Source organism: Pseudomonas sp. (genome assembly GCF_050739995.1).
Taxonomy (GTDB): Bacteria; Pseudomonadota; Gammaproteobacteria; order Pseudomonadales; family Pseudomonadaceae; genus Aquipseudomonas.
In genome coordinates this window covers 1-22,063 of record NZ_JBOICG010000046.1, presented here as the reverse complement: position 1 = coordinate 22,063, position 22,063 = coordinate 1, and the positions used below count along the sequence as shown (strand labels likewise).

General features: G+C 59.9%; 18 protein-coding genes. 11 read left to right on the top strand and 7 right to left on the bottom strand.

Annotated elements, in window-relative coordinates:
- From ACRESD_RS01720 to ACRESD_RS01700, 5 genes are all read left to right on the top strand, one after another.
- On the top strand, nucleotides 1-483 hold a 483-nt coding region (locus ACRESD_RS01720), incomplete at its 5' end, for a stage II sporulation protein M (RefSeq protein ID WP_431749351.1).
- Nucleotides 470-1,999, top strand: a complete 1,530-nt coding sequence (locus ACRESD_RS01715; protein WP_431749350.1) for a DUF4129 domain-containing protein — start codon at nucleotides 470-472, stop codon at nucleotides 1,997-1,999. The genes ACRESD_RS01720 and ACRESD_RS01715, both read left to right, overlap by 14 nt.
- Nucleotides 1,996-3,153: a DUF4350 domain-containing protein gene (locus ACRESD_RS01710; protein ID WP_431749349.1), complete on the top strand. Its 1,158-nt coding sequence runs from the start codon at nucleotides 1,996-1,998 to the stop codon at nucleotides 3,151-3,153. Before ACRESD_RS01715 ends, ACRESD_RS01710 begins: the two co-directional genes overlap by 4 nt.
- Complete coding sequence (locus ACRESD_RS01705) at nucleotides 3,150-4,145, top strand: AAA family ATPase (RefSeq protein ID WP_431749348.1); 996 nt, start codon at nucleotides 3,150-3,152, stop codon at nucleotides 4,143-4,145. The genes ACRESD_RS01710 and ACRESD_RS01705 overlap by 4 nt, the downstream gene beginning before the upstream one ends.
- A gap of 7 nt (nucleotides 4,146-4,152) precedes the next feature.
- Entirely contained in the window at nucleotides 4,153-5,484 is a 1,332-nt protein-coding gene (locus ACRESD_RS01700) for a DUF58 domain-containing protein (RefSeq protein ID WP_431749347.1), read from the top strand.
- Between the two features lie 60 nt (nucleotides 5,485-5,544).
- On the opposite strand, the gene ACRESD_RS01695 is transcribed toward ACRESD_RS01700, so the two are convergent.
- Nucleotides 5,545-5,904 carry a PilZ domain-containing protein gene (locus ACRESD_RS01695; RefSeq protein ID WP_431749346.1) on the bottom strand — a complete coding sequence of 120 codons (360 nt, stop codon included), beginning with the start codon at nucleotides 5,902-5,904 and terminating at the stop codon, nucleotides 5,545-5,547.
- 224 nt (nucleotides 5,905-6,128) lie between these two features.
- The gene (locus ACRESD_RS01690) at nucleotides 6,129-6,503 is read right to left on the bottom strand and encodes a tetratricopeptide repeat protein (RefSeq protein WP_431749345.1); all 375 of its coding nucleotides are present in this window, start codon (nucleotides 6,501-6,503) and stop codon (nucleotides 6,129-6,131) included.
- Between the two features lie 175 nt (nucleotides 6,504-6,678).
- Here ACRESD_RS01690 and pyk point away from each other — a divergent pair, with 175 nt between their 5' ends.
- Complete coding sequence (gene pyk, locus ACRESD_RS01685; protein WP_431749344.1) at nucleotides 6,679-8,130, top strand: pyruvate kinase; 1,452 nt, start codon at nucleotides 6,679-6,681, stop codon at nucleotides 8,128-8,130.
- A gap of 177 nt (nucleotides 8,131-8,307) precedes the next feature.
- On the opposite strand, the gene ACRESD_RS01680 is transcribed toward pyk, so the two are convergent.
- Nucleotides 8,308-9,057, bottom strand: a complete 750-nt coding sequence (locus tag ACRESD_RS01680; protein WP_431749343.1) for an enoyl-CoA hydratase-related protein — start codon at nucleotides 9,055-9,057, stop codon at nucleotides 8,308-8,310.
- Between the two features lie 30 nt (nucleotides 9,058-9,087).
- Entirely contained in the window at nucleotides 9,088-10,020 is a 933-nt protein-coding gene (locus ACRESD_RS01675; RefSeq protein ID WP_431749342.1) for an iron-sulfur-binding ferredoxin reductase, read from the bottom strand.
- 216 nt (nucleotides 10,021-10,236) lie between these two features.
- On the opposite strand from ACRESD_RS01675, the gene ACRESD_RS01670 reads away from it, so the two are divergent.
- The 4 genes from ACRESD_RS01670 to ACRESD_RS01655 all read left to right on the top strand — a co-directional run bounded on the left by ACRESD_RS01670 (nucleotide 10,237) and on the right by ACRESD_RS01655 (nucleotide 16,805).
- The gene (locus ACRESD_RS01670; protein ID WP_027605509.1) at nucleotides 10,237-11,760 is read left to right on the top strand and encodes a fumarate hydratase; all 1,524 of its coding nucleotides are present in this window, start codon (nucleotides 10,237-10,239) and stop codon (nucleotides 11,758-11,760) included.
- A 250-nt stretch (nucleotides 11,761-12,010) separates the two neighbouring features.
- The gene (locus ACRESD_RS01665; protein WP_431749341.1) at nucleotides 12,011-13,777 is read left to right on the top strand and encodes an ATP-binding protein; all 1,767 of its coding nucleotides are present in this window, start codon (nucleotides 12,011-12,013) and stop codon (nucleotides 13,775-13,777) included.
- Nucleotides 13,771-15,096 (top strand): sigma-54-dependent transcriptional regulator, encoded by a 1,326-nt coding sequence (locus ACRESD_RS01660; RefSeq protein WP_431749340.1) that lies wholly within the window; start codon nucleotides 13,771-13,773, stop codon nucleotides 15,094-15,096. Before ACRESD_RS01665 ends, ACRESD_RS01660 begins: the two co-directional genes overlap by 7 nt.
- Before the next feature lie 389 nt (nucleotides 15,097-15,485).
- A complete protein-coding gene (locus ACRESD_RS01655) occupies nucleotides 15,486-16,805 on the top strand; it encodes an MFS transporter (protein WP_431749339.1) in 1,320 nt (439 codons plus the stop codon).
- 126 nt (nucleotides 16,806-16,931) lie between these two features.
- On the opposite strand, the gene ACRESD_RS01650 is transcribed toward ACRESD_RS01655, so the two are convergent.
- The gene (locus ACRESD_RS01650; protein WP_431749338.1) at nucleotides 16,932-17,687 is read right to left on the bottom strand and encodes a COG4705 family protein; all 756 of its coding nucleotides are present in this window, start codon (nucleotides 17,685-17,687) and stop codon (nucleotides 16,932-16,934) included.
- A gap of 190 nt (nucleotides 17,688-17,877) precedes the next feature.
- On the opposite strand from ACRESD_RS01650, the gene ACRESD_RS01645 reads away from it, so the two are divergent.
- Nucleotides 17,878-18,510 (top strand): flavin reductase family protein, encoded by a 633-nt coding sequence (locus ACRESD_RS01645; protein ID WP_431749337.1) that lies wholly within the window; start codon nucleotides 17,878-17,880, stop codon nucleotides 18,508-18,510.
- A 128-nt stretch (nucleotides 18,511-18,638) separates the two neighbouring features.
- Here ACRESD_RS01645 and ACRESD_RS01640 read toward each other — a convergent pair whose 3' ends face one another.
- Entirely contained in the window at nucleotides 18,639-21,263 is a 2,625-nt protein-coding gene (locus ACRESD_RS01640; RefSeq protein WP_431749336.1) for an MGH1-like glycoside hydrolase domain-containing protein, read from the bottom strand.
- A 141-nt stretch (nucleotides 21,264-21,404) separates the two neighbouring features.
- The coding region (locus ACRESD_RS01635) for an OprD family outer membrane porin (RefSeq protein ID WP_431749335.1) at nucleotides 21,405-22,063 on the bottom strand (659 nt) is incomplete at its 5' end.

The following is a 22,063-nucleotide window of genomic DNA, read 5'->3' as shown; positions in this document are numbered from 1 at the left end:
ATGTTTGGCTACTACGTGATGCACAACATCGGGATTGCCTTCCAGACGTTTGCCGCCGGCTTGCTGTTTGGCCTGGGCAGTGTGTTCTTCCTGATTTTCAACGGCCTGATCATCGGCGCGATTTCTGGGCACCTGACCGAAATCGGCTTTGGCCAGACGTTCTGGTCATTTGTGATCGGTCACGGTGCATTCGAACTCAGCGCTATCGCCCTGGCCGGTGCGGCAGGCTTGCAACTGGGCTGGTCACTGATAGCCCCCGGGCATTTGGCACGCAGCGAATCCTTGCGACTGGCGGCACGCAAAAGCGTGCAAATGCTCTGTGGTGTGATGGTCTTCCTGTTGATCGCTGCGTTTATCGAAGCCTATTGGTCATCCATCGCCACGATCGCCCCTTGGATCAAATACCTCGTGGGCGCTGTACTTTGGCTATTGGTGGCGGCTTACCTGAGCCTGGCTGGACGGACTCGTCATGCGCCTGACTGATGCCAGCGTAGTCATTCGCCCACGCACCTCCTGGGAAGCCATGGACCTTGGCGTGCTGATGGCCAGGGAACATCGCGTCCTGTTGATGGGCAGTTGGGCGATGGTCACCTTGCCCATATTTACCTTGCTCACAGTGCTGCTCTGGGAGTATCCGTCCTTCGCGCTGTTCCTGTTCTGGTGGCTCAAGCCGGCCTTCGACCGCCTGCCGCTGTACATCCTTTCCAAGACCTTGTTTGGTGAAACGCCACGCATCAGGCAGGCCGTGCGCCATTGGCCATCCCTGCTCAAGGACCAACTGCTGGCCAGCCTGACTTGGCGCCGGCTGAGCCTGAGCCGCAGTTTTGTAATGCCGGTAAGCCAGCTTGAGGGCCTCAGTGGCCTGGCACGCCAGAAGCGCCTGGGGGTATTGCTGCAACACAACGCTGGAGCCGCACGCTGGCTGACCACCATCGGGGTACACCTGGAAATCGGCCTTTGGTTTGGTTGCATGGCCTTGTTTTATCTATTCATTCCGGAACAGATAGAACTGGACTGGGACTGGCAACAAATGGCATTGGCGTCAGGCCCGAACGACCTGTGGCTGGAACACCTGGGCAATGCTTTCTACGCCCTGATACTGGTCTTCTGGGAACCCATTTACGTCGCCTGTGGTTTCAGCCTGTACCTCAATCGCCGCACTGTTTTGGAAGCCTGGGACCTGGAATTGATATTCCGCAACCTGCGCCAACGCCTGAGCGGGATCGCACCGCTGTTACTGCTGGTCGCCGGACTGATGCTGCTGCAAGTCACGCCACAGGCCATGGCAAACGACCCCGTTGGCACCCAACAGCTCAGCACTCGATCCGCCAGCCAATCCATTCAAGAGGTGTTGGAACAGCCCCCCTTCAAGAACCCTGAGACCGTCACCCGCTATCGCTTTGGCGACGAAAAAACAGCCGCCAAGAGCAAGGCAAAGGGCGACGGTAAATTGCCAGCCTGGCTGCAAGCGCTGCTGGACAATCTCAACAGCAATGTCTTCAAGCAGGTCGCCCAAGGCTTGGAAATACTCCTGTGGAGTCTATTGATTGGCGGCGTCGCCCTATTGGTGTGGCGTTATCGTGAGTGGCTGCGCACTTTTGTCAGTCGTAGCCGGCAGCCTTTCCCGAAAGCAGTCAAACCGGTTCCGGTTCAATTGTTCGGGCTGGAACTGGGGGTTGAAACCTTGCCGGCAGACATCGCCAGCACCGCCGAACAACTCTGGCCCACCCACCCCAGGGAAGCCCTGGGCTTGCTGTATCGCGGCCTGCTCAGCCAGTTGCTGCATGAGTTCAACCTGCCGCTGAAAAATGCCGATACCGAAGGCCAGGTGCTGGAGCATGTCCATCGTTTGCAGCAACCACAATTGCTGGCGTTCAGCGATGAGCTGACACGCCATTGGCAAAACCTCGCTTATGGCCACCGCCTGCCGCCTACCGCAGCCCAACAACAGCTGTGCAACGATTGGCGTGCACTCTTCAGTTCGGGAGTGCACCCATGAATCGGCCATTACTGTGGGTGGCGCTGTTGCTGGTTTGCCTGCTGGGAGCCGGCGGTTTATACGCCTGGCACAAGGCAATTCCTTATGACGAAGTGATCGATCGCGGCCCGTCAGCGCAAGCACAGGCCAATCCCTATCTGGCCGCCGAATATTTTCTACGCCAACAAGGCCTGACAGTGAAGCACGCCAATGGCATTGAACAACTGGTCGATTTGCCGGCTAAAGGCCAAAGCCTGCTTCTGCTGGGTGAACGTAGCAACATGACCCCGCGCCAGGTCGAGCAACTGTTGGACTGGACAAAAGCTGGAGGCCATTTGCTGGTGGTAGCCGAGGCCTTGTGGGATGAGGAAATGAGCAAAAGCGGCGACCTGCTGCTTGATCGCGTGGAGATCCATCAGGCCTTGAGTGACACATTCGGCGAACCGGCATCACCCCGTAAAAAGAAAGCGCCGGACTTGACCAAGCTCTACGTCGACAATGAAACCGCCCCGGCCTACTTCAGTTTCGATACCGACTTCAACCTCACCGACCCTAAACATCTGGCCCAGTTTTCAGCCAATAGCGCCAAGTCCAGCCACCTGATGCAACTCGACCTCGGGCAGGGCCATGTGACGGTGGTGACCGACAGCGACCTGTGGAAAACCCCGAACATCGGCAAACACGATAACGCCTGGCTGCTGTGGTACCTCAACCAGAACACCGATGTGACCTTGTTGTTCAACCACGACGTGGACAATTTGCTGACGCTGTTGGCGCGCTACTTTCCACAGGCCCTGGTGGCACTCGTAGCGCTGGCCGCCTTGACGCTCTGGCGAGCCGGCATGCGCCAAGGTCCGATTCAGCCGCCCGCCCCCAAGGCACGCCGGCAGTTGCAAGAGCACTTGAAAGCCAGCGCCGATTTTCTACTGCGTCGCGGTGGACAAGGCGCATTGTTGCAAGCGTTGCAACGCGACATCCTGCGCACCGCCCGCAACCGCCATCCAGGCTTTGAACACCTCGATACCGCAGCACAATGGCAGGTGCTGGAACACCTGACGCGACAATCCTCCCATGCCATCAGCCAGGCGCTTGGCCCACTCCCGCGCAAACGGCTCTCCAGTGCCGATTTCAGCCGACAAGTGACGTGCCTGCAAACCCTCAGGAATGCCCTATGAGCGAATATCCACCGACCACAGCCACGGCCAGCGACAACCTGCGGCATGCCAGCCAACAGGCCCAGGCTTTACGGGTTGAATTGCGCAAAGCCGTGATCGGCCAGGACCAGGTCATTGAAGACGTACTCACGGCACTGATCGCCGGAGGCCATGTACTACTCGAAGGTGTACCCGGCCTGGGCAAGACCCTGTTGGTACGTGCCCTGGCCCGGTGTTTTGGTGGCGACTTTGCACGCATTCAGTTCACCCCGGACCTGATGCCCAGTGATGTCACCGGTCATGCCGTGTACGACCTGCATACCCAACAATTCAAGCTGCGCAAGGGACCACTGTTTACCCACCTGCTGCTCGCCGATGAGATCAACCGTGCTCCGGCCAAGACTCAAGCGGCATTACTTGAGGCCATGCAGGAGCGTCAAGTCACCCTTGAGGGCGAAGCCTTGCCCATCGGCCAGCCGTTCATGGTACTGGCCACCCAGAACCCCATCGAACAGGAAGGCACCTACCCACTGCCAGAAGCCGAGTTGGATCGCTTTATGCTCAAGGTACGCATGGACTATCCCGACGCTAAGCACGAGCTGGATATGGTGCGCGAAGTAACACGGTCATCCAGAGCGGACATGCTGGACGTGCAACCCTTACGCACTCTGCTGCAAGCCGACGATGTGGTGCAGATGCAACAGATCGCCAGTGACATGCCCCTGGATGAACAAGTGCTCGATTATGCCGTACGCATGGCACGCGCCACACGTAGTTGGCCTGGGCTGACCATAGGTGCCGGCCCGCGGGCTTCCATCGCCCTGGTACGCGGCGCTCGGGCTCGGGCGTTGTTGCGCGGTGGTGAGTTCGTCACGCCAGACGACATCAAGGGCTGCGCCTTGGCTGTACTGCGTCATCGGGTACGCATTGCACCGGAACTGGACATCGAAGGCTTGGAAGTGGACCAGGTACTCAAGCAGTTGCTTGATCAGATTCCTGCACCAAGACAATGACCCGACCATGAAACCGACCCGTCTGCTTCTGGCCTGGCTTGGCGTGCTGCTAGGTGTGAATACCCTGCTAGGTACTGCGACGGCCTTGCAGCTAAAGGTTCCCAACACCTTGCAATCGGTAGCCTGGGGCCTGCTGCTGGCATTGTTGCTGCTAGCCCTGCTGGACGCATTACGCCTGCGCCGTCGCCCTTCGCCAAGAATCGAAAGGCTTGTACCCGGCAGCCTGGCACTGGGACGCTGGGGTGAAGTCCGGCTGTCAGTGGAGCACAGTTACCCACAACCATTGACCTTGATCGTGTTCGATCACGTCCCTGATGGCTTGAGTGTGGAGAACTTGCCGCAACCCATCGAACTACGCCCCGGTGAGCGCAGCGAGCTGGGCTATCGTGTTCGTCCCTTGCGACGAGGGCATTTCAGCTTCATCCATTGTGAAGTCCACCTGACCAGCCCCCTGGGATTGTGGTCGGCGCGACGCTTGATTGAGGCACGGGATGCGACCCGCGTTTACCCGGATTTCGCCCGTTTGTACGGCGCGCAGTTGCAGGGTGTGGACAACTGGCTGAGCCAACTCGGCGTACGCCAACGCCAGCGACGCGGGTTGGGGCTGGAATTTCATCAGTTACGCGAGTTTCGCGAAGGTGACAGCCTGCGCCAGATCGATTGGAAGGCGACCGCGCGGCAACGCACACCAATTGCCAGGGAATATCAGGACGAGCGCGACCAGCAAATAGTATTCATGCTCGACTGCGGTCGTCGCATGCGCAGCCAGGACGACGAGCTATCCCATTTCGATCACGCCCTCAACGCCTGCCTGTTACTCAGCTACGTCGCGTTGCGGCAGGGAGATGCCGTAGGGCTGTGTACCTATGCCAGCGACCAACCGCGTTACCTGACACCGGTCAAGGGCAGTGGTCAACTGAACGTCTTGCTCAACACGGTTTACGACTTGGATACCACCCGTAAAACAGCCGACTATGAAGCCGCCGCCAGCCAACTGCTGGCACGACAAAAACGTCGGGCGCTGGTGATCGTGATCACCAATTTACGGGATGAGGACGATGAGGCACTCATGACCGCCGTCAAACGCATCAGTCGGCAACACAGAGTGATGGTTGCCAGCCTGCGAGAGCACGTCCTCGACCAACTGCGCCAAGCCCCCGTACAAACCCTGCCGGAAGCACTGGCTTACAGCGGCACGATTGATTATCTCAACAGCCGCAACGAACTCCATGATCGTCTGAACGCGCACGGACTATCAGTGCTCGATGCCCAGCCATCCGAGCTGGGAGCCAAACTGGTCACGCGTTATCTGGGCTGGAAAAAAGCCGGGGCTTTCTAAAGAGGACGCACGGCTACGGTCGGGCAAGAACACCCTGACCGAGCCGGTAGCATGCGATGTTCAAGCAGAGGCCTGTAGCGGATCGAAGCTGAAGTAACGCAAAAGAGCGGTGATCAGCTGACCATACTCTTCGGGCGCCTGGCGCACGTGGAAGCCCGAATCATAATGCTGCGGGTTGATATCCTCATGGCTCCACAAACACGTTGCCGTAAGGTCAATAGCTTGGAACCCGCCTTCCAAGCCTGGAATTTTCAAACGCAGCTCAAAGTCCACGTCGACCATCATGGGGATTTGACTGATCAACATCAGCCCTTCTTCAGACACATTTCCCAGAAAGCCGATCGGCTTGTCGGTTAGGCGATTGAACACCTGCAAAAAGCAAGGCAATTGATGCCGCTCGATCCGTCGTTCGGTAAACATGGTGAGATCGCCATCCAGTAGCCAGGAATCTGGCCGTGCCAGTGATTCGGAACGAGCCGATGGCTCGCTCTCCCTAGACCTCGGCATGGCAAAAACTACCGTTTTGCCACGAGAAAACCGCCGAGTCCGGGCCTCGCATCCGTTCGAATAGAAACTTGTACAAACGGACATTCAAAGGATAGCCCAAGACTGGCAACGGGCCAGCAATGGAATGACAAATATCATTACAAAGACGCGGGGCGTGGCTGCGCCGCGCTGGCACCGGGGTAATGCCCCAGCTGTTGCAAGGTGTCGAGCCTGGCGCGAGCTCGGTAAGCGTACTCGCTCGACGGGTATTGATTGATGATGAACTGGTAGGTTTGCACGGCGTCAACGAACAGCTTCTGCCGCTCCAGGCACTGACCGCGCAACATCGAGACCTCCGGCTGTACATAGCGACGCGTGCGGCTTTCACGGTCGACCTGGGATAACTCCAGGGTGACGCGCTCGCAATCACCTACCCCGTAGGCACGGTAAGCATTGTTCAAATGGTGGTCCATCGACCAGCGGGTACAGCCGACAACACTGACGGCCAAGGCTGCAACGAGCAAAATTCGCATGGGGGTTCTCCTGTCTTGTGCAGTGTATCGACCCCTCGTCGAAAATCTTCAAGGATGTTCGCCTATTCAACCGCAACGAAAACAAGCCAATCGTCGATAAGTAGTGCAAACGAACAATGACTACAACGAAAGAGCATAGTAGCCTTCCCCAGCGCTTGAACTCAGGAGTCTGTGCATGTCCGTCCGTCGTACCAAAATCGTCGCCACCCTTGGCCCGGCCAGTAACTCGCCGGAAGTCCTCGAACAGCTGATTCTGGCTGGTTTGGACGTCGCCCGTCTGAACTTCTCCCACGGCACCCCGGACGAGCACAAGGCTCGCGCCAAGTTGGTGCGTGACCTGGCCGCCAAGCACGGCCGCTTCGTGGCACTGCTGGGTGACCTGCAAGGCCCGAAAATCCGTATCGCCAAATTCGCCAACAAGCGGATCGAGTTGAAGATCGGTGACAAGTTCACCTTCTCCACCAGCCACCCGCTGACCGAAGGTAACCAGCAAGTCGTGGGTATCGACTACCCGGACCTGGTCAAGGACTGCGGCGTCGGTGACGAACTGCTGCTGGACGATGGTCGCGTGGTCATGCGCGTCGATACCGCGACGCCGACCGAACTGCATTGCACCGTGATCATCGGCGGCCCGCTGTCCGACCACAAAGGCATCAACCGTCGTGGCGGCGGCCTGACCGCGCCAGCCCTGACTGAAAAAGACAAGGCCGACATCATTCTCGCCGCCGAAATGGAAGTGGACTACCTCGCCGTGTCCTTCCCACGCGACGCCGCCGACATGGAATACGCCCGTAAACTGCGCGACGAAGCCGGCGGTACTGCCTGGCTGGTAGCGAAGATTGAACGCGCCGAAGCCGTGGCCGATGACGAAACCCTCGACGGCCTGATCAACGCCTCCGACGCGGTGATGGTTGCCCGTGGTGACCTGGGTGTGGAAATCGGCGATGCCGAGCTGATCGGTATCCAGAAGAAGATCATCCTGCACGCTCGCCGCCACAACAAAGCGGTCATCGTGGCGACCCAGATGATGGAGTCGATGATCCAGAACCCGATGCCGACCCGTGCTGAAGTGTCCGACGTGGCCAACGCCGTGCTCGACTACACCGACGCCGTGATGCTCTCGGCGGAAAGTGCTGCCGGCCCTTACCCGTTGGAAGCCGTACAGGCCATGGCACGTATCTGCGTCGGTGCCGAAAAGCACCCGACCAGCAAGACCTCCAGCCACCGCATTGGCAAAGTGTTCGAAAGTTGCGACCAGAGCATCGCCCTGGCCGCCATGTACACCGCCAACCACTTCCCGGGTGTCAAAGCGATTATCGCCTTGACCGAAAGTGGCTACACGCCATTGATCATGTCGCGCATCCGCTCGTCGGTGCCGATTTACGCGTTCACTCCGCACCGTGAAGCCCAGGCTCGCACGGCGCTGTTCCGTGGCGTGTACACCGTTCCGTTCGATCCGGCTTCGCTGGCACCGAACGAAGTCAGCCAAAAGGCGATCGACGAGCTGGTCAAACGCGGCGTCGTGGAAAAAGGCGACTGGGTCATCCTGACCAAGGGCGACAGCTACCACACCACTGGTGGCACCAATGGCATGAAGATCCTGCATGTGGGCGACCCACAGGTCTGAGTGACACGCTGAAAAAAAGCCCCGCCATGTGAATGGCGGGGCTTTTTGCATTTCAGATCAGGATGATTTGTTGGCTATCAGGGCCTCATCGCAGGCAAGCCAGCTCCCACATTGGAATGCGGTCAACTGTGTGTGCCGGGCTTGCCCGCGATGAGGTCCGGGCGGCCAATACAACTTTCAGTGCCGGGTGATAAAGGCCGACAACGCCGCAATCGCCTCCGGCGACCTCAACCGCTGGGTGAACAAAGCGCCCTCCTCCTCGATCACCTGCCGCAACTGCTCACGATCGACACTCTTCATCAGTTGTTTGGTCACCTGAACCGCCCCCGGCGCCAGGGTTTCAAAGCGCTCTGCCATTTCCCGCGCCTTGGCCAACGCCGCTGCGCCACTCCCCAATGCCTCGGTAGCCATTCCCCAGGCGGCCGCCTGTTCACCGCTAAAACCCTCGCCCAACAGCAACAACTCAGCCGCCTTCGCATGCCCCAACAGACGCGGCAGAATCAGGCTCGATCCAAACTCAGGACACAGCCCCAAGTTGACGAACGGCATGCGCAACCGTGCATCGCGGCTGATATATACCAAGTCGCAATGCAGCAGCAGCGTCGTGCCAATCCCCACCGCCGCGCCCGCCACACCGGCAACCACTGGCTTGCGGCAATTGAGCAGGCTTTTCATAAAGTGAAACGGTGGGCTGTCGAGATCGTTGGGGGGCTGTTCGAGAAAGTCAGCGATATCGTTGCCGGCAGTAAAACATTCGCTGCTGCCTTGAAGCAGTACCGCGCTGACGCCAGCGTCCGCATCAGCCTGCTCCAGCGCTTCGGCCAGTTGCGTGTACATGGCGCGGGTCAGGGCGTTTTTCTTGTCCGGGCGATTGAGCTGCAAGATCAGCAGCCCGCGTTCACGCAACAATTGGATGGCGTCGGTCATGGCGAGTCTCGCAACGATGGGATTCAGCGCTCAACCACGGGGCACAAACACATCGGCCAGCAGTTGATTGCGCGGCAATCCGGCCAGGAACAGACGCTTGGAAAACGCCTCGACGCTGGCAGGGTGCCCGCAGAGTAAGGCCAGAGTTTGCCGTGAAACAAGCCGCAGTTGCGCCAATGCCTGGGTCGACTCGGCCGCTGTCCACAACTCCACCGCCAGGTTGGGATGCTGCGCGGCCAGCTGCGACAGGGGTTCGGCGAGGTAATGCCCGCTGGCATCATGGGCCAGGTGAATCACGCGGATGGCGCCTTGATGATCCTGGCGCAACGCCTCACGCAATACTCCCCACAGAGGCCCTAAGCCGGTACCGGAGGCCAGCAACCATAACGGCCGGGAGTGCCAGTCCGGATCGTATTGCAGCGCTCCACCCCGCAACTCGCCCAGTCGCAAGGCGTCACCGACCTGCAACCGCCGGGCAATATCGCTGAACTCGCCGGGCTGACGGCAATCGAGGTGAAACTCCAGGAAGGGATCTTCCTGAGGCAGACTGGCCAGGGAGTACGGGCGCGCCACCTGCCCTGCCCACAACACTAAATGTTGCCCGGCCCGATAACGCAGGCCACGCTCCGGTTGCAGACGCAGGCGCAGCACACTCGCGTTCAACCAGTCGGCACCCACCACTTGGGCCGCCAAGCCGTCTTGTAGCGGATCAAAAGTCTCAACGTTCAGATCCCCGACAACCTGGCACTGACACGCCAAGCGCCAGCCGTCCTGGCGTTGCGCCGGGCTCAAAGCCTCGGGCTGCTTGTCCTCGACCTCCCCCAGGCATCGCACCAGGCACGCATGGCAACTGCCCGCCCGGCAACTGTAGGGCACGCCCACGCCCGCCTGGTTCAAGGCATCCAGCAAGTTGCTGCCGGTAGATACCGACCAATGGCGTTCGCCGACGTACAGTTCAGGCATATAAGGACTCAATCACAAGGGGCGCACACAGGGAATCATGCCTGCGACAGTTTGACCATAGTCGGGTGTATCGGCCACCGCGGCGGGTTATACTGCCGCGCCTTTTTAGCGTCGCGCCTGCACCACTTTGGCGTGCCTTGGAAAGGTGGGCTCAGCCGACCGATGCAACACTGGGCCCACCTTTATTGAATGTTCCCTTATAGAGGAGCGCGACTCATGACCGTGATCAAGCAAGACGACCTGATTCAGAGCGTTGCCGACGCCCTGCAATTCATTTCCTACTACCACCCCGTTGATTTCATCCAGGCCATGCATGAAGCCTACCTGCGCGAAGAATCGCCAGCGGCCCGTGACTCCATCGCCCAGATTCTGATCAACTCGCGCATGTGCGCCACCGGCCATCGCCCGATCTGCCAGGACACCGGTATCGTCACCGTGTTCGTGCGCGTAGGCATGGACGTGCGTTGGGACGGCGCCACCATGGGCCTGGACGACATGATCAACGAAGGCGTGCGTCGCGCCTACAACCTGCCGGAAAACGTCCTGCGTGCTTCCATCCTGGCCGACCCGGCCGGCGCGCGTAAGAACACCAAGGACAACACCCCGGCGGTCATCCACTACTCCATCGTCCCGGGCAACACCGTGGAAGTGGACGTGGCGGCCAAGGGCGGCGGTTCCGAGAACAAGTCGAAAATGGCCATGCTCAACCCGTCCGACTCGATCGTCGACTGGGTACTCAAGACCGTTCCGACCATGGGCGCCGGCTGGTGCCCTCCGGGCATGCTGGGCATCGGTATTGGCGGCACCGCTGAGAAAGCGGCGGTGATGGCCAAGGAAGTGTTGATGGAATCCATCGACATCCACGAGCTGAAAAAGCGCGGCCCGCAGAACCGTATCGAAGAGATGCGCCTGGAGCTGTTCGAGAAGGTCAACCAGCTGGGCATCGGCGCCCAGGGCCTGGGCGGCCTGACCACCGTGCTCGACGTGAAGATCATGGACTACCCGACCCACGCCGCGTCCCTGCCGGTGTGCATGATCCCCAACTGCGCCGCCACCCGTCACGCACACTTCGTGCTCGATGGTTCGGGCCCGGCATCGCTGGAAGCGCCACCGCTGGACGCCTACCCGGAAATCGTCTGGGAAGCCGGCCCATCGGCCCGTCGCGTCAACCTCGACACCCTGACCCCAGAAGAAGTACAGAGCTGGAAGCCGGGCGAAACCGTGTTGCTCAACGGCAAGATGCTCACCGGTCGCGACGCAGCGCACAAGCGTATGGTCGAGATGCTGAACAAGGGCGAAAGCCTGCCGGTGGACCTCAAAGGCCGCTTCATCTACTACGTCGGTCCGGTTGATCCGGTGCGCGAAGAAGTGGTTGGCCCGGCGGGCCCGACCACCGCGACGCGGATGGACAAGTTCACCCGTCAGATCCTCGAACAAACCGGCCTGCTGGGCATGATCGGTAAATCCGAGCGCGGCCCGACCGCCATCGAAGCGATCAAGGACCACAAGGCCGTGTATCTGATGGCCGTGGGCGGCGCCGCTTACCTGGTGGCGCAAGCCATCAAGAAGTCGCGTGTGGTGGCCTTCGCCGAGCTGGGCATGGAAGCGATCTACGAGTTCGACGTGAAAGACATGCCGGTTACCGTTGCGGTGGACAGCAAGGGCGAATCCGTACACATCACCGGTCCAGCCATCTGGCAGAAAAAGATCAGTGAAAGCCTGGCGGTAGAAGTGCAGTAAGCACTTAACCGTTTGGATAAAGGCGACTGCGGCCCTGGCCCCAGTCGCCTTTTTTATGCCAGCAGCTATCGCCATGATGTACGCGGACATGTGGGAGATGGCTTGCCTGCGATGCAGGCACCTCGGTTTTTCAGTGACACCGAAGTGATGCCATCGCAGGCAAGCCAGCTCCCACAAAAACGGGCTCGCCACAAGATCCTGGCAGCTCATGGTATGGTGCTACCCCCTTACTGTGCCTGCCCATCACCGTATGATCGTGATCCCTCGCCCCCTGCGTCTGACCTTCTACTCCCTGTTGATCATCGCCGGTGCGCTGCTGGCTGCTGCCTTGGCCACGCGCCATGCCGAGCGCCAGGCCCTGGTGGACGATGCCACCCGCGCCAAACAGCAACTGACGCTCTATGGCAACTCCCTGCACACCCTGATCGAGCGCTACCGCGCCCTGCCCGCCGTGTTGGCGCTGGACTCGGAAATGATCAACGCGTTGAAGGGCCCGCTGGATACCGCCACCCAGGACGTGCTCAACCGCAAGCTGGAACGTATCAACGGTGCCGCACAATCCTCCACCCTGGAGCTGATGGACCGTACCGGCCTCGCCGTGGCTGCCAGCAACTGGAACCTGCCCAGCAGCTATGTTGGCCATAACTATGCATTTCGCCCGTATTTCAGCCAAACCTTGAGCCAGGGCACCGGACGCTTTTATGCGGTGGGCGTGACCACCGGCATTCCCGGTTACTTCCTGTCCAGCGCGGTGGTGGATGAACACGAGCAGTTTCTCGGCGCCATGGTGGTCAAGCTGGAGTTCCCCGAGCTGGAACGTGAATGGGCCCAGGGCAATGACCTGCTGCTGGTCAGCGATGCGCGCGGCATCGTGTTTATCGCCAACCAGCCGGGCTGGCGTTATCGCAACCTGCGCCCGTTGTCGGACAGCGATCTTGCCGACCTCAAGGCCACCCGCCAATACGACAAAAAGCTACTGCAACCACTGGAAACCCAGGCCCTGCAACGCTTCGATGAAAACAGCCACCTGATGCGCGTCAACGGCCCTGACGGCAGCGCCAATTACATCTGGGAATCGTTGCCGCTAAAAGCCGAAGGCTGGACTCTGCACCTGCTGCGCAAACCTCAGTTCGCCTTTGAAGACCAACGCAACGCCGGCCTCGCCGCCGCCGGTTCCTGGCTGGCGCTGGTGTTCCTCGTGTTGTTCTTGACCCAACGCTGGCGCCTGGCACGCTTGCGCCAGCGCAGCCGCGAAGAACTCGAACAGCTTGTGGAAGAGCGCACCCAGGCCCTGCGCACGGCCCAGGACGGCTTGGTGCAATCAGCCAAACTGGCGGCGCTAGGGCAGATGTCCGCCGCCCTCGCTCATGAAATCAACCAACCCCTGACCGCCCAGCGCATGCAGTTGGCAACGCTACGCCTGCTGCTCGATCACGGCCGCGTGGATGACGCCTACAAGGCGCTCACCCCGCTGGACGACATGCTCACGCGCATGGCCGCGCTCACCGGCCACCTCAAGACGTTCGCCCGCAAAAGCCCCAGTGGCTTGCGCGAACGACTGGACCTGGCCACAGTCGTGGACCAATCCCTGCACCTGCTCGACGCACGTTTGCGTGATGAAGCCATCGGCGTGGTACTGGACCTGACTCGCCCCGCGTGGGTACGAGGCGATGCGATCCGCCTGGAACAGGTGTTGATCAACCTGCTGCGCAACGCCTTGGACGCCATGGCCGACAAGCCGCGCAAGCGCCTGCAGATCCGCCTGCACGCCGATCAGCAGTTGTGGCAACTGACGGTCAGCGACAGCGGTGGCGGAATTGCCGACGAACACCTCAGCAGCGTGTTCGACCCCTTCTTCACCACCAAGCCGGTGGGTGACGGGCTGGGCCTGGGGCTGGCCGTGTCTTACGCTATCGTGCACGAACTGGGCGGACGTCTGACTGCCGGTAACCGGGGCGATGGCGCCGTGTTCACCCTCACCTTACCCATCGCACTGGAGACACCCGCCCCATGTTGAACGCGGTGATTGTGGTCGATGACGAAGCCAGCATTCGCACGGCCGTCGAACAATGGTTGAGCCTGTCGGGGTTTGACGTGCAGTTGTTCAGTCGCGCCGAGGAGTGCCTGGCGCAGTTGCCCAAGGACTTTCCCGGCGTCATCTTGAGCGACGTGCGCATGCCTGGGCTCAGCGGCCTGGAGTTGCTGGCCGAAGTACAGCGCCGCGATGCCGACTTGCCGGTAATCCTGCTCACGGGCCACGGCGACGTACCGATGGCGGTGGAGGCCATGCGTGACGGTGCCTACGACTTCCTGGAAAAACCTTTCAGCCCCGATGCCCTCCTCAATGGTCTGCGTCGCGCCCTGGACAAGCGTGGACTGATCCTGGAGAACCGCCGCCTGCATCAACAGGCCGACCATCGGACGCAGTTGGAATCGACGCTGCTGGGCGTGTCCCGAGGCCTGCAAACCTTGCGCCGCCAAGTGCTCGATCTGGCGAGTTTGCCGGTCAACGTGCTGATCCGTGGCGAGACCGGCAGCGGCAAAGAAATGGTCGCCCGTTGCCTGCATGATTTTGGCCCGCGGGCGAAGAAGCCGTTTGTGGCGCTCAACTGCGCCGCCATTCCCGAGCAACTGTTTGAAGCCGAGCTGTTCGGCCACGAAAGCGGCGCCTTCACCGGCGCCCAGGGCAAACGGATTGGCAAGTTGGAATACGCCCATGGCGGCACGCTGTTCCTGGATGAAATCGAAAGCATGCCCCTGGCCCAGCAAGTGAAACTGCTGCGTGTGTTGCAGGAACAGAAGCTGGAACGGCTGGGCTCCAACCAGAGTATCCACGTGGACCTGCGCATCATCGCCGCCACTAAACCCGACCTGCTGGAAGAAGCCCGCGCCGGACGTTTTCGTGAAGACTTGGCCTATCGCTTGAACGTCGCGCAATTGCGCCTGCCACCGCTGCGTGAACGCCGCGAAGATATCCCGCTGCTGTTCGACCACTTTGCACAAAGTGCCGCCGAACGCCTGGGCCGTAGTGTGGAACCCTTGAGCGGCAGCCAGCTCGGGCGGCTGCTCAGTCATGACTGGCCGGGCAATGTGCGTGAACTGGCCAACGTAGCCGAGCGTCAAGTATTGGGGCTGGGCGAACCAGAGCCAGAAGGTGTCGAGGCCGGGCAATCCCTGGCCGCGCAACAGGAAGCCTTCGAAGCACATTGTTTGAAGGCGGCGCTGACCCGGCACAAGGGCGATATCAAGGCGGTGCTGGCGGAACTGCAACTTCCGCGTCGCACCTTCAACGAAAAAATGCAGCGGCATGGGTTGGTGCGGGAGATGTTTCTGTAAACCGATTTTTGCATCGCCCCTGAAGCCGCCATCGCAGGCAAGCCAGCTCCCACATTTGACTGCGTTCACAATTCAAGATGTGAGAGGGGCAGTGTGTTTCTCTAAGCCAATCTTTGTGGCGCCTGCCAGGCCGCCATCGGGGCAAGCCCCCTCCCACATTGTGATCTGTGAACACATTCAAGTGTGGGAGCGGGCTTGCCCGCGAAGAGGCCGGCAGCCATAAGCGGATTTCCGCTCACAACCCGAAAATCATCAGCGAATTTCCGCTCAAAAAAATCTTGTAACCCTTCTAGACCGGGCCCTCACCTACCTGGCACAGCTTCTGCTATAGCTCGGACCAGGCTGCGCTCGCGCCGCTCCATAAAAACAACTAGATGAAGGATCCTTCAATGGATAACTCCAACGCCCTGCCTCTGGGGTCGGCGGCCGCGCCGGCGAAAGAGCGCACTACCTCCAGCCGCATCAAGTCGATTTTCAGTGGTTCCGTCGGCAACATGGTCGAGTGGTATGACTGGTACGTCTATGCCGCCTTCTCGCTGTACTTCGCCAAGACCTTCTTCCCGAAAGGCGACACCACCGCCCAATTGCTCAATACCGCCGCGATCTTCGCCGTGGGCTTCCTGATGCGTCCGATTGGCGGCTGGTTGATGGGCCTGTACGCCGACAAAGTCGGGCGAAAAAAGGCCTTGATGGCCTCGGTCTACCTGATGTGCTTCGGCTCGCTGCTGATTGCCCTGAGCCCGGGCTATGAAATCATCGGTATCGGTGCACCAATCCTGCTGGTGTTTGCCCGCTTGCTGCAGGGCCTGTCGGTCGGCGGCGAATACGGCACCTCCGCCACTTATCTCAGCGAGATGGCCACCAAGGAGCGCCGTGGTTTCTACTCCAGCTTCCAATACGTGACCCTGATCTCCGGCCAGCTCATCGCCCTGGGCGTGCTGATCGTGCTGCAACAATTGCTGACCACTGAGCAACTGTACGCCTGGGGCTGGCGCATCCCGTTCGCCATCGGTGCGCTGTGCGCGGTCGTCGCGCTGTACCTGCGTCGCGGCATGGAAGAAACCGAGTCGTTCACCAAGAAGGAAAAAGCCAAGGAAAGCGCGATGCGCACCTTGATGCGTCACCCCAAAGAACTGATGACCGTGGTCGGCCTGACCATGGGCGGTACGCTGGCGTTCTACACCTACACCACCTACATGCAGAAATACCTGGTGAATACCGTCGGCATGAGCATCTCCGACTCCACCACTATCTCGGCGGCGACGCTGTTTCTGTTCATGTGCCTGCAACCGATCGTCGGTGGGCTGTCGGATAAAATCGGCCGCCGCCCGATTCTGATTGCCTTCGGCATCCTCGGTACTCTGTTCACCGTGCCGATCCTCACCACCTTGCACACCATCCAGACGTGGTGGGGCGCGTTCTTCCTGATCATGGCAGCGCTGATCATCGTCAGCGGCTACACCTCGATCAACGCCGTGGTGAAGGCCGAACTGTTCCCGACCGAGATTCGTGCCCTGGGCGTGGGCCTGCCGTATGCGCTGACGGTGTCGATCTTCGGCGGTACGGCTGAATACATCGCACTGTGGTTCAAGAGCGTCGGTATGGAAACCGGCTACTACTGGTACGTGACGGCGTGTATTGCCATCTCGCTGGCGGTCTACGCGACCATGAAGGACACCCGCAAGCATTCGCGGATTACCACCGACTAACAGCGCAATGCAGTAAAAAATGTGGGAGCGGGCTTGCCTGCGAATGTGGTCTTTCAGTCACTGATGTATTGACTGACACTCGGCATTCGCGGGCAAGCCCGCTCCCACATTTCGTTCTAAATAGCGTCAGGACAGCTCAGCAACCTCGCGTCGCCCATACCGCCGCTGCGCATACGACGCCCCGGCAATCATCACGACCAGTACCGCCGCCAATACCGCCGACGAACCGATGGTGCCGAAATCCAACCCGCCTTTTTCATAAGGCTTGGTGAGGAAGTCGCCCAGGGTCGCGCCAAACGGCCGGGTCAGTACAAACGCCACCCAGAACAACAGCACCGACGAGATCTTGGTGAAGTACTTGAGTGCCACCACCAACGCAATCGCCGAGCCAATCAGCAAGGCACCGCCAGCAAAGCCCAACCCGGAGTCATCCGCCAGGAAGTCACCCAACGCGGTACCCAAGGTATTGGAGAACAGGATGGCCATCCAGTAGAACAACTCGCCCCGGAAAGTCTGCACTTTGTTCACGTTCAGCGAGTCGCCGCTGAGGTGCCACAACGCGAAGATGATCATCAAGATTGCGATCAGGATCATCGAGCCCGTGGCGTAACCGAGCCCCAAGGTGCGGTCCATGAAGTCGGACATGGTGGTGCCCGCCGTGCTGGTGGACAAGATCACGATCCAGTACAGCACCGGGTTGTAGGTTTTCGACCAGAGTTGCGTCAGCAAGGTGACGAGGAACACGCTGATCAGAATCATCGAGCTGATGGCATAGCCAACATTCAGGGTCATCGACAGCAAATCCCCGGCGGTTTCGCCCAGGGTGGTTGCGCAGATTTTCATGACCCAGAACGCCAGGGTGATCTGAGGAAGTTTGTTCATGGTGCAGAAGGCTCCGAAGCTCAGTCTTTCAATGCGCCGACTTAGAGGGGTCGACTAGGCGCGCAGACTGAACGCCGGGCTGTGAAAATTCAGTGGGCAATCAATGAAAATTCCATACAGTCGATGGAAATTGCGCGCCATGACTTGCAGTATGAGCGCCTCATCGAAGCCAACCGCAGGAACTCCGGCCATGTCTGACGATATCCACTTCTACGAACCCGCCAACGGTCACGGCCTGCCCCATGACCCGTTCAATGCCATCGTCGGGCCACGTCCCATCGGCTGGATTTCCTCCCACGACCGCGACGGTCGCCTGAACCTGGCGCCCTACAGTTTCTTCAATGCGTTCAACTACATTCCGCCGATCATTGGGTTTTCCAGCGTCGGACGCAAAGACAGCCTGAACAACATCGAACAGACCGGTGAGTTTGTGTGGAACCTGGCCACCCGCCCGCTGGCCGAGCAGATGAATCAGAGTTGCGCGGCGGTATCACCCGAGGTGAACGAGTTCGAGTTATCCGGCCTTACGCCGGTGGCCTCGAAAATCATCAAAGTGCCACGCGTGGGCGAGAGCCCTGTGTCGTTCGAGTGCAAGGTGACGCAGATCATCCAGCTTCAGAGAGCCGACAAGGCATTAGTGCCTAGCTGGCTAGTGTTGGGCGAGGTGGTCGCGGTGCACATTGCCAAGTGGCTGCTCAAAGACGGCGTCTACGACACCGCCGCCGCCGAGCCGATCCTGCGTGGTGGTGGTCCGGCGGATTACTTCCAGCTGGGCCCCGAGGCCCTGTTCAAGATGCACCGCCCGGGCGCCAATAGTCGCTGACTGGAATGCAATCAAACATGTGGGAGCGGGCTTGCTCGCGAATGCGGTGTATCAGCACCAGACTCATCGGCTGATACTGCGCATTCGCGAGCAAGCCCGCTCCCACATTTTTTAGCCCGCGGTGCTGCTCAGATTTTCGGCTGCAGTAACAACGCCACCAACGCACTCCACCCCGTCTGATGGGATGCACCCAACCCACGCCCGGTCTCCCCATGAAAGTATTCATGGAACAACACCAGATCACGACTCGCCGGGTCGGCTTCCAGTTGTGCATACCCCGCCATCGATGGCCGCAGCCCATTCTCATCCCTCAAGAACAATCGAGTCAGGCGCTGGCTCAGGCTGTCAGCCACTTCTTCCAGGGATGACAGATACCCACTTCCCGTTGGGTACTCCACCGAAAAATTATCCGCATAGTAGCGATGAAACTCGCGCAGCGATTCGATCAGCATGTAGTTGACCGGCATCCACAACGGCCCACGCCAATTGGAGTTGCCGCCATACAGCCGTGAGTCGGATTCACCGGGCTGGTAGCTGGCGCACAGGGTGTTGCCATTCATCTTCAGCGCCAGGGGTTTCTCGGCAAAGGACTTGGACAGGGAGCGCACGCCAAAGGCCGACAAGAACTCGCCTTCATCGAGCATGCGCCGCAACAGATCCTTGGTACGCTCACCGCGTAACAACGCCAGCAACAGGCGGTTGCCCTGCCCCGGCTCGTTCCAGCGTGAGACCAGCTTGGCCAGGTCCGGCCGGTGCTTCATGAACCCCAGCAGGCGCTCGCGCAAGCCTTGCAAGCCTTCATGCTCACGCTGCTCCAACACCAGCACTGCAAACAGCGGCATCAGGCCGACGATAGAGCGCAGGCGTACCGGCTCGTTCTGGCCGTCCGGTCGGTGCAGCACGTCGTAGAAAAACAGGTCCTGCTCATCCCACAAGCCTTCGGCACCCTCGTCGACACGGTTGATAGCGCCGGCGATGTACAGGAAATGCTCGAAGAACTTCACCGCAATGTCCACGTACACCCCATTACGCTTGGCCAACTCCAACCCTATGCGCATCAGGTCCAGAGCGTACGCGGCCACCCACGCCGTACCGTCGGCCTGATCCAATTGGTAACCCGCTGGCAACGCGGCCGAGCGGTCGAACAAGGCGATGTTGTCCAGGCCGAGGAAACCGCCCTGGAACAGATTGCGTCCCTCGGCGTCCTTGCGGTTGACCCACCAGGAAAAATTCAACAAGAGCTTGTGGAAGATCCGCTCGAGGAAATCCATGTCACCCACACCGGTTAGCGCTTTGTCCTGCTGATACACCCGCCAACTGGCCCAAGCGTGCACCGGTGGGTTGGCATCGTCGAAACGCCATTCATAGGCCGGCAACTGCCCATTGGGATGCATGAAGCGGTCTTTCACCAGCAGCAACAGCTGTTGCTTGGCATACCCCGGATCGATCAGCGCCATCGCAACCGCCTGGAAGCCCTGGTCCCAGGAGGCATACCACGGATACTCCCAGGTATCGGGCATGGACAAGATGTCGAAATTCGACAGGTGTCGCCAATGGGTGTTGCGAATATGCAGGCGCTCGGGCGGCGGCGCGGGTTGGGCCGGGTCGCCGTCGAGCCATTGGTTCACGTCAAAATAGTAGAGCTGCTTGGACCACAGCAAACCGGCCAGGGCCTGGCGCTGCACATTGCGCGCATCGTCATCAGCAATGCCCTGCTGCAAGGCCGCATAGAAGTCATCGGCCTCCTGGCAACGTTGCTCGAAAAGCTTGCGTGCGTTGACCTCAGGCGCATCCGTGGGAGCAAAGCGCAGGTACAAGACCTTGCTTTCCAGGCCCGCCAGTTCGAGGACAAATCGCGCCGCAACCTTGGTGCCGCTGTCACGGCGTATCGCCGATTGCACCGCGCCCACGACGTAATCGTTGATGCCATCCTTGAATGGCCCCAAGGCCGCCAGCCCATCCAGCTTGAGGTAATTGGTCTCGTTTTCGCAGAAGAGCCATTCCACGCCGTCCTGGCCCCAGGCGCTGAGATGACGATCGGGCAATTCGTGGTGATGGGCCAACACCCGATCACCGCTCAGTGTCAGCCGTGGCTTGGGCGCGTCAAAGGTCCAGCTCCAGTCATTACGTGCCCAGAGCTGGGGCAACACGTGCAGGCGTGTCGGTTGATCCGAGCGGTTGTGTACGGTGACACGCATGAAAATATCGTCGGGTTGATGCTTGGCGTATTCGACGCTGACATCGCAGTAGCGGTTATCTTCAAACACCCCAGTGTCGAGTATTTCGTACTCGGCATCACCCAACCCGCGCCGGGCGTTTTCGTTGATCAAGTCTGCGTAGGGAAAGGCCCCGTGGGGATACTTGTAGAGCATGCGCATATAGGCATGGCTCGGCACGCCATCGACGAAGAAATACAGCTCCTTGACGTCTTCACCGTGGTTGCCCTCGGCGTTGTTCAGGCCAAACAGGCGCTCTTTGATGATCGCATCACGCTCGTTCCACAGTGCCAGGCCCAGGCACCAGCGTTGCGCTTTATCACTGAACCCCGCCAGCCCGTCCTCGCCCCAGCGATAGGCGCGGCTGCGCGCATGTTCATGGGGGAAGTAGGCCCAGGCATCGCCGTCGGCACTGTAGTCTTCACGCACGGTGCCCCACTGGCGTTCACTGAGATAAGGGCCCCATTCGCGCCACCGTTCAGCGTCTTGAGTCGCCAGGCGCTGGCCTTCAATCGTGTCAAGAATGCGTGCCGTCATGGGTTCCTCCACCACCAACAAAGTGAGGGGCAGTGTAGAACCCATCCGCCCCCGGATGCACATAAAGACCAACATCAACCCACAAAAAAGCTGCAGGCCGCTGATTAGGCGGGCTGCAGCTTTGGGTTTGCCGGCGCGTTGTCAGAAGATCGCGTAGGTATAGTTGAAGATCAGACGGGTCTGGTCCTGATCCGGCGTGCCAGTGTTGTGGCCGTGGTAAGTACCTGTGCGCAAGGTGGTGCCGAAGCCCTTGAGCGGGCCTTCCTGCACAACGTAGTCCAGGCGGAAGTCGGTTTCGTTTTCTTTCTGGTCAGCGCCGCCAGCCACTTTGGACTTGATGCCGGTGCCGTCCAGGTAGGCCACGGACGCTTTCAGGCCTGGCACGAATGCCTTGAAGTCATAGGAGTACTGACCGAAGTTAACCTGTTCGCCGGCACGGGAGAACTGGCCGACCACGGCGTCGGTGAACAGGTAGAAGTCACTGCCGCCTGCGCCCTGTGGGTTCGGATCGGCAAGGCTGCCCTGGTTGACCCAGACGAAGCCACCGTCATCACTGACGCCAATGTGACCGAGCATCAGGCTGCTGCCACCCAACTGGTAGGTGAACGCGGCACTGTAGGTTTTGTTGTCCACTTCGCCAGCGTGCTTGGCGTAGCCACCGTTGTTGTTGAACGCGTAACCCGACTCGCCGTTCTTGCCGTCACTGCTGCTGTCGAAGTAACGCAGGTCGGTCTTGAACGATTGGTCGTTACCCAGGGGCAGCACGTGGACCAGGCCGAAATAGTTCTGTTTGTAGAAGT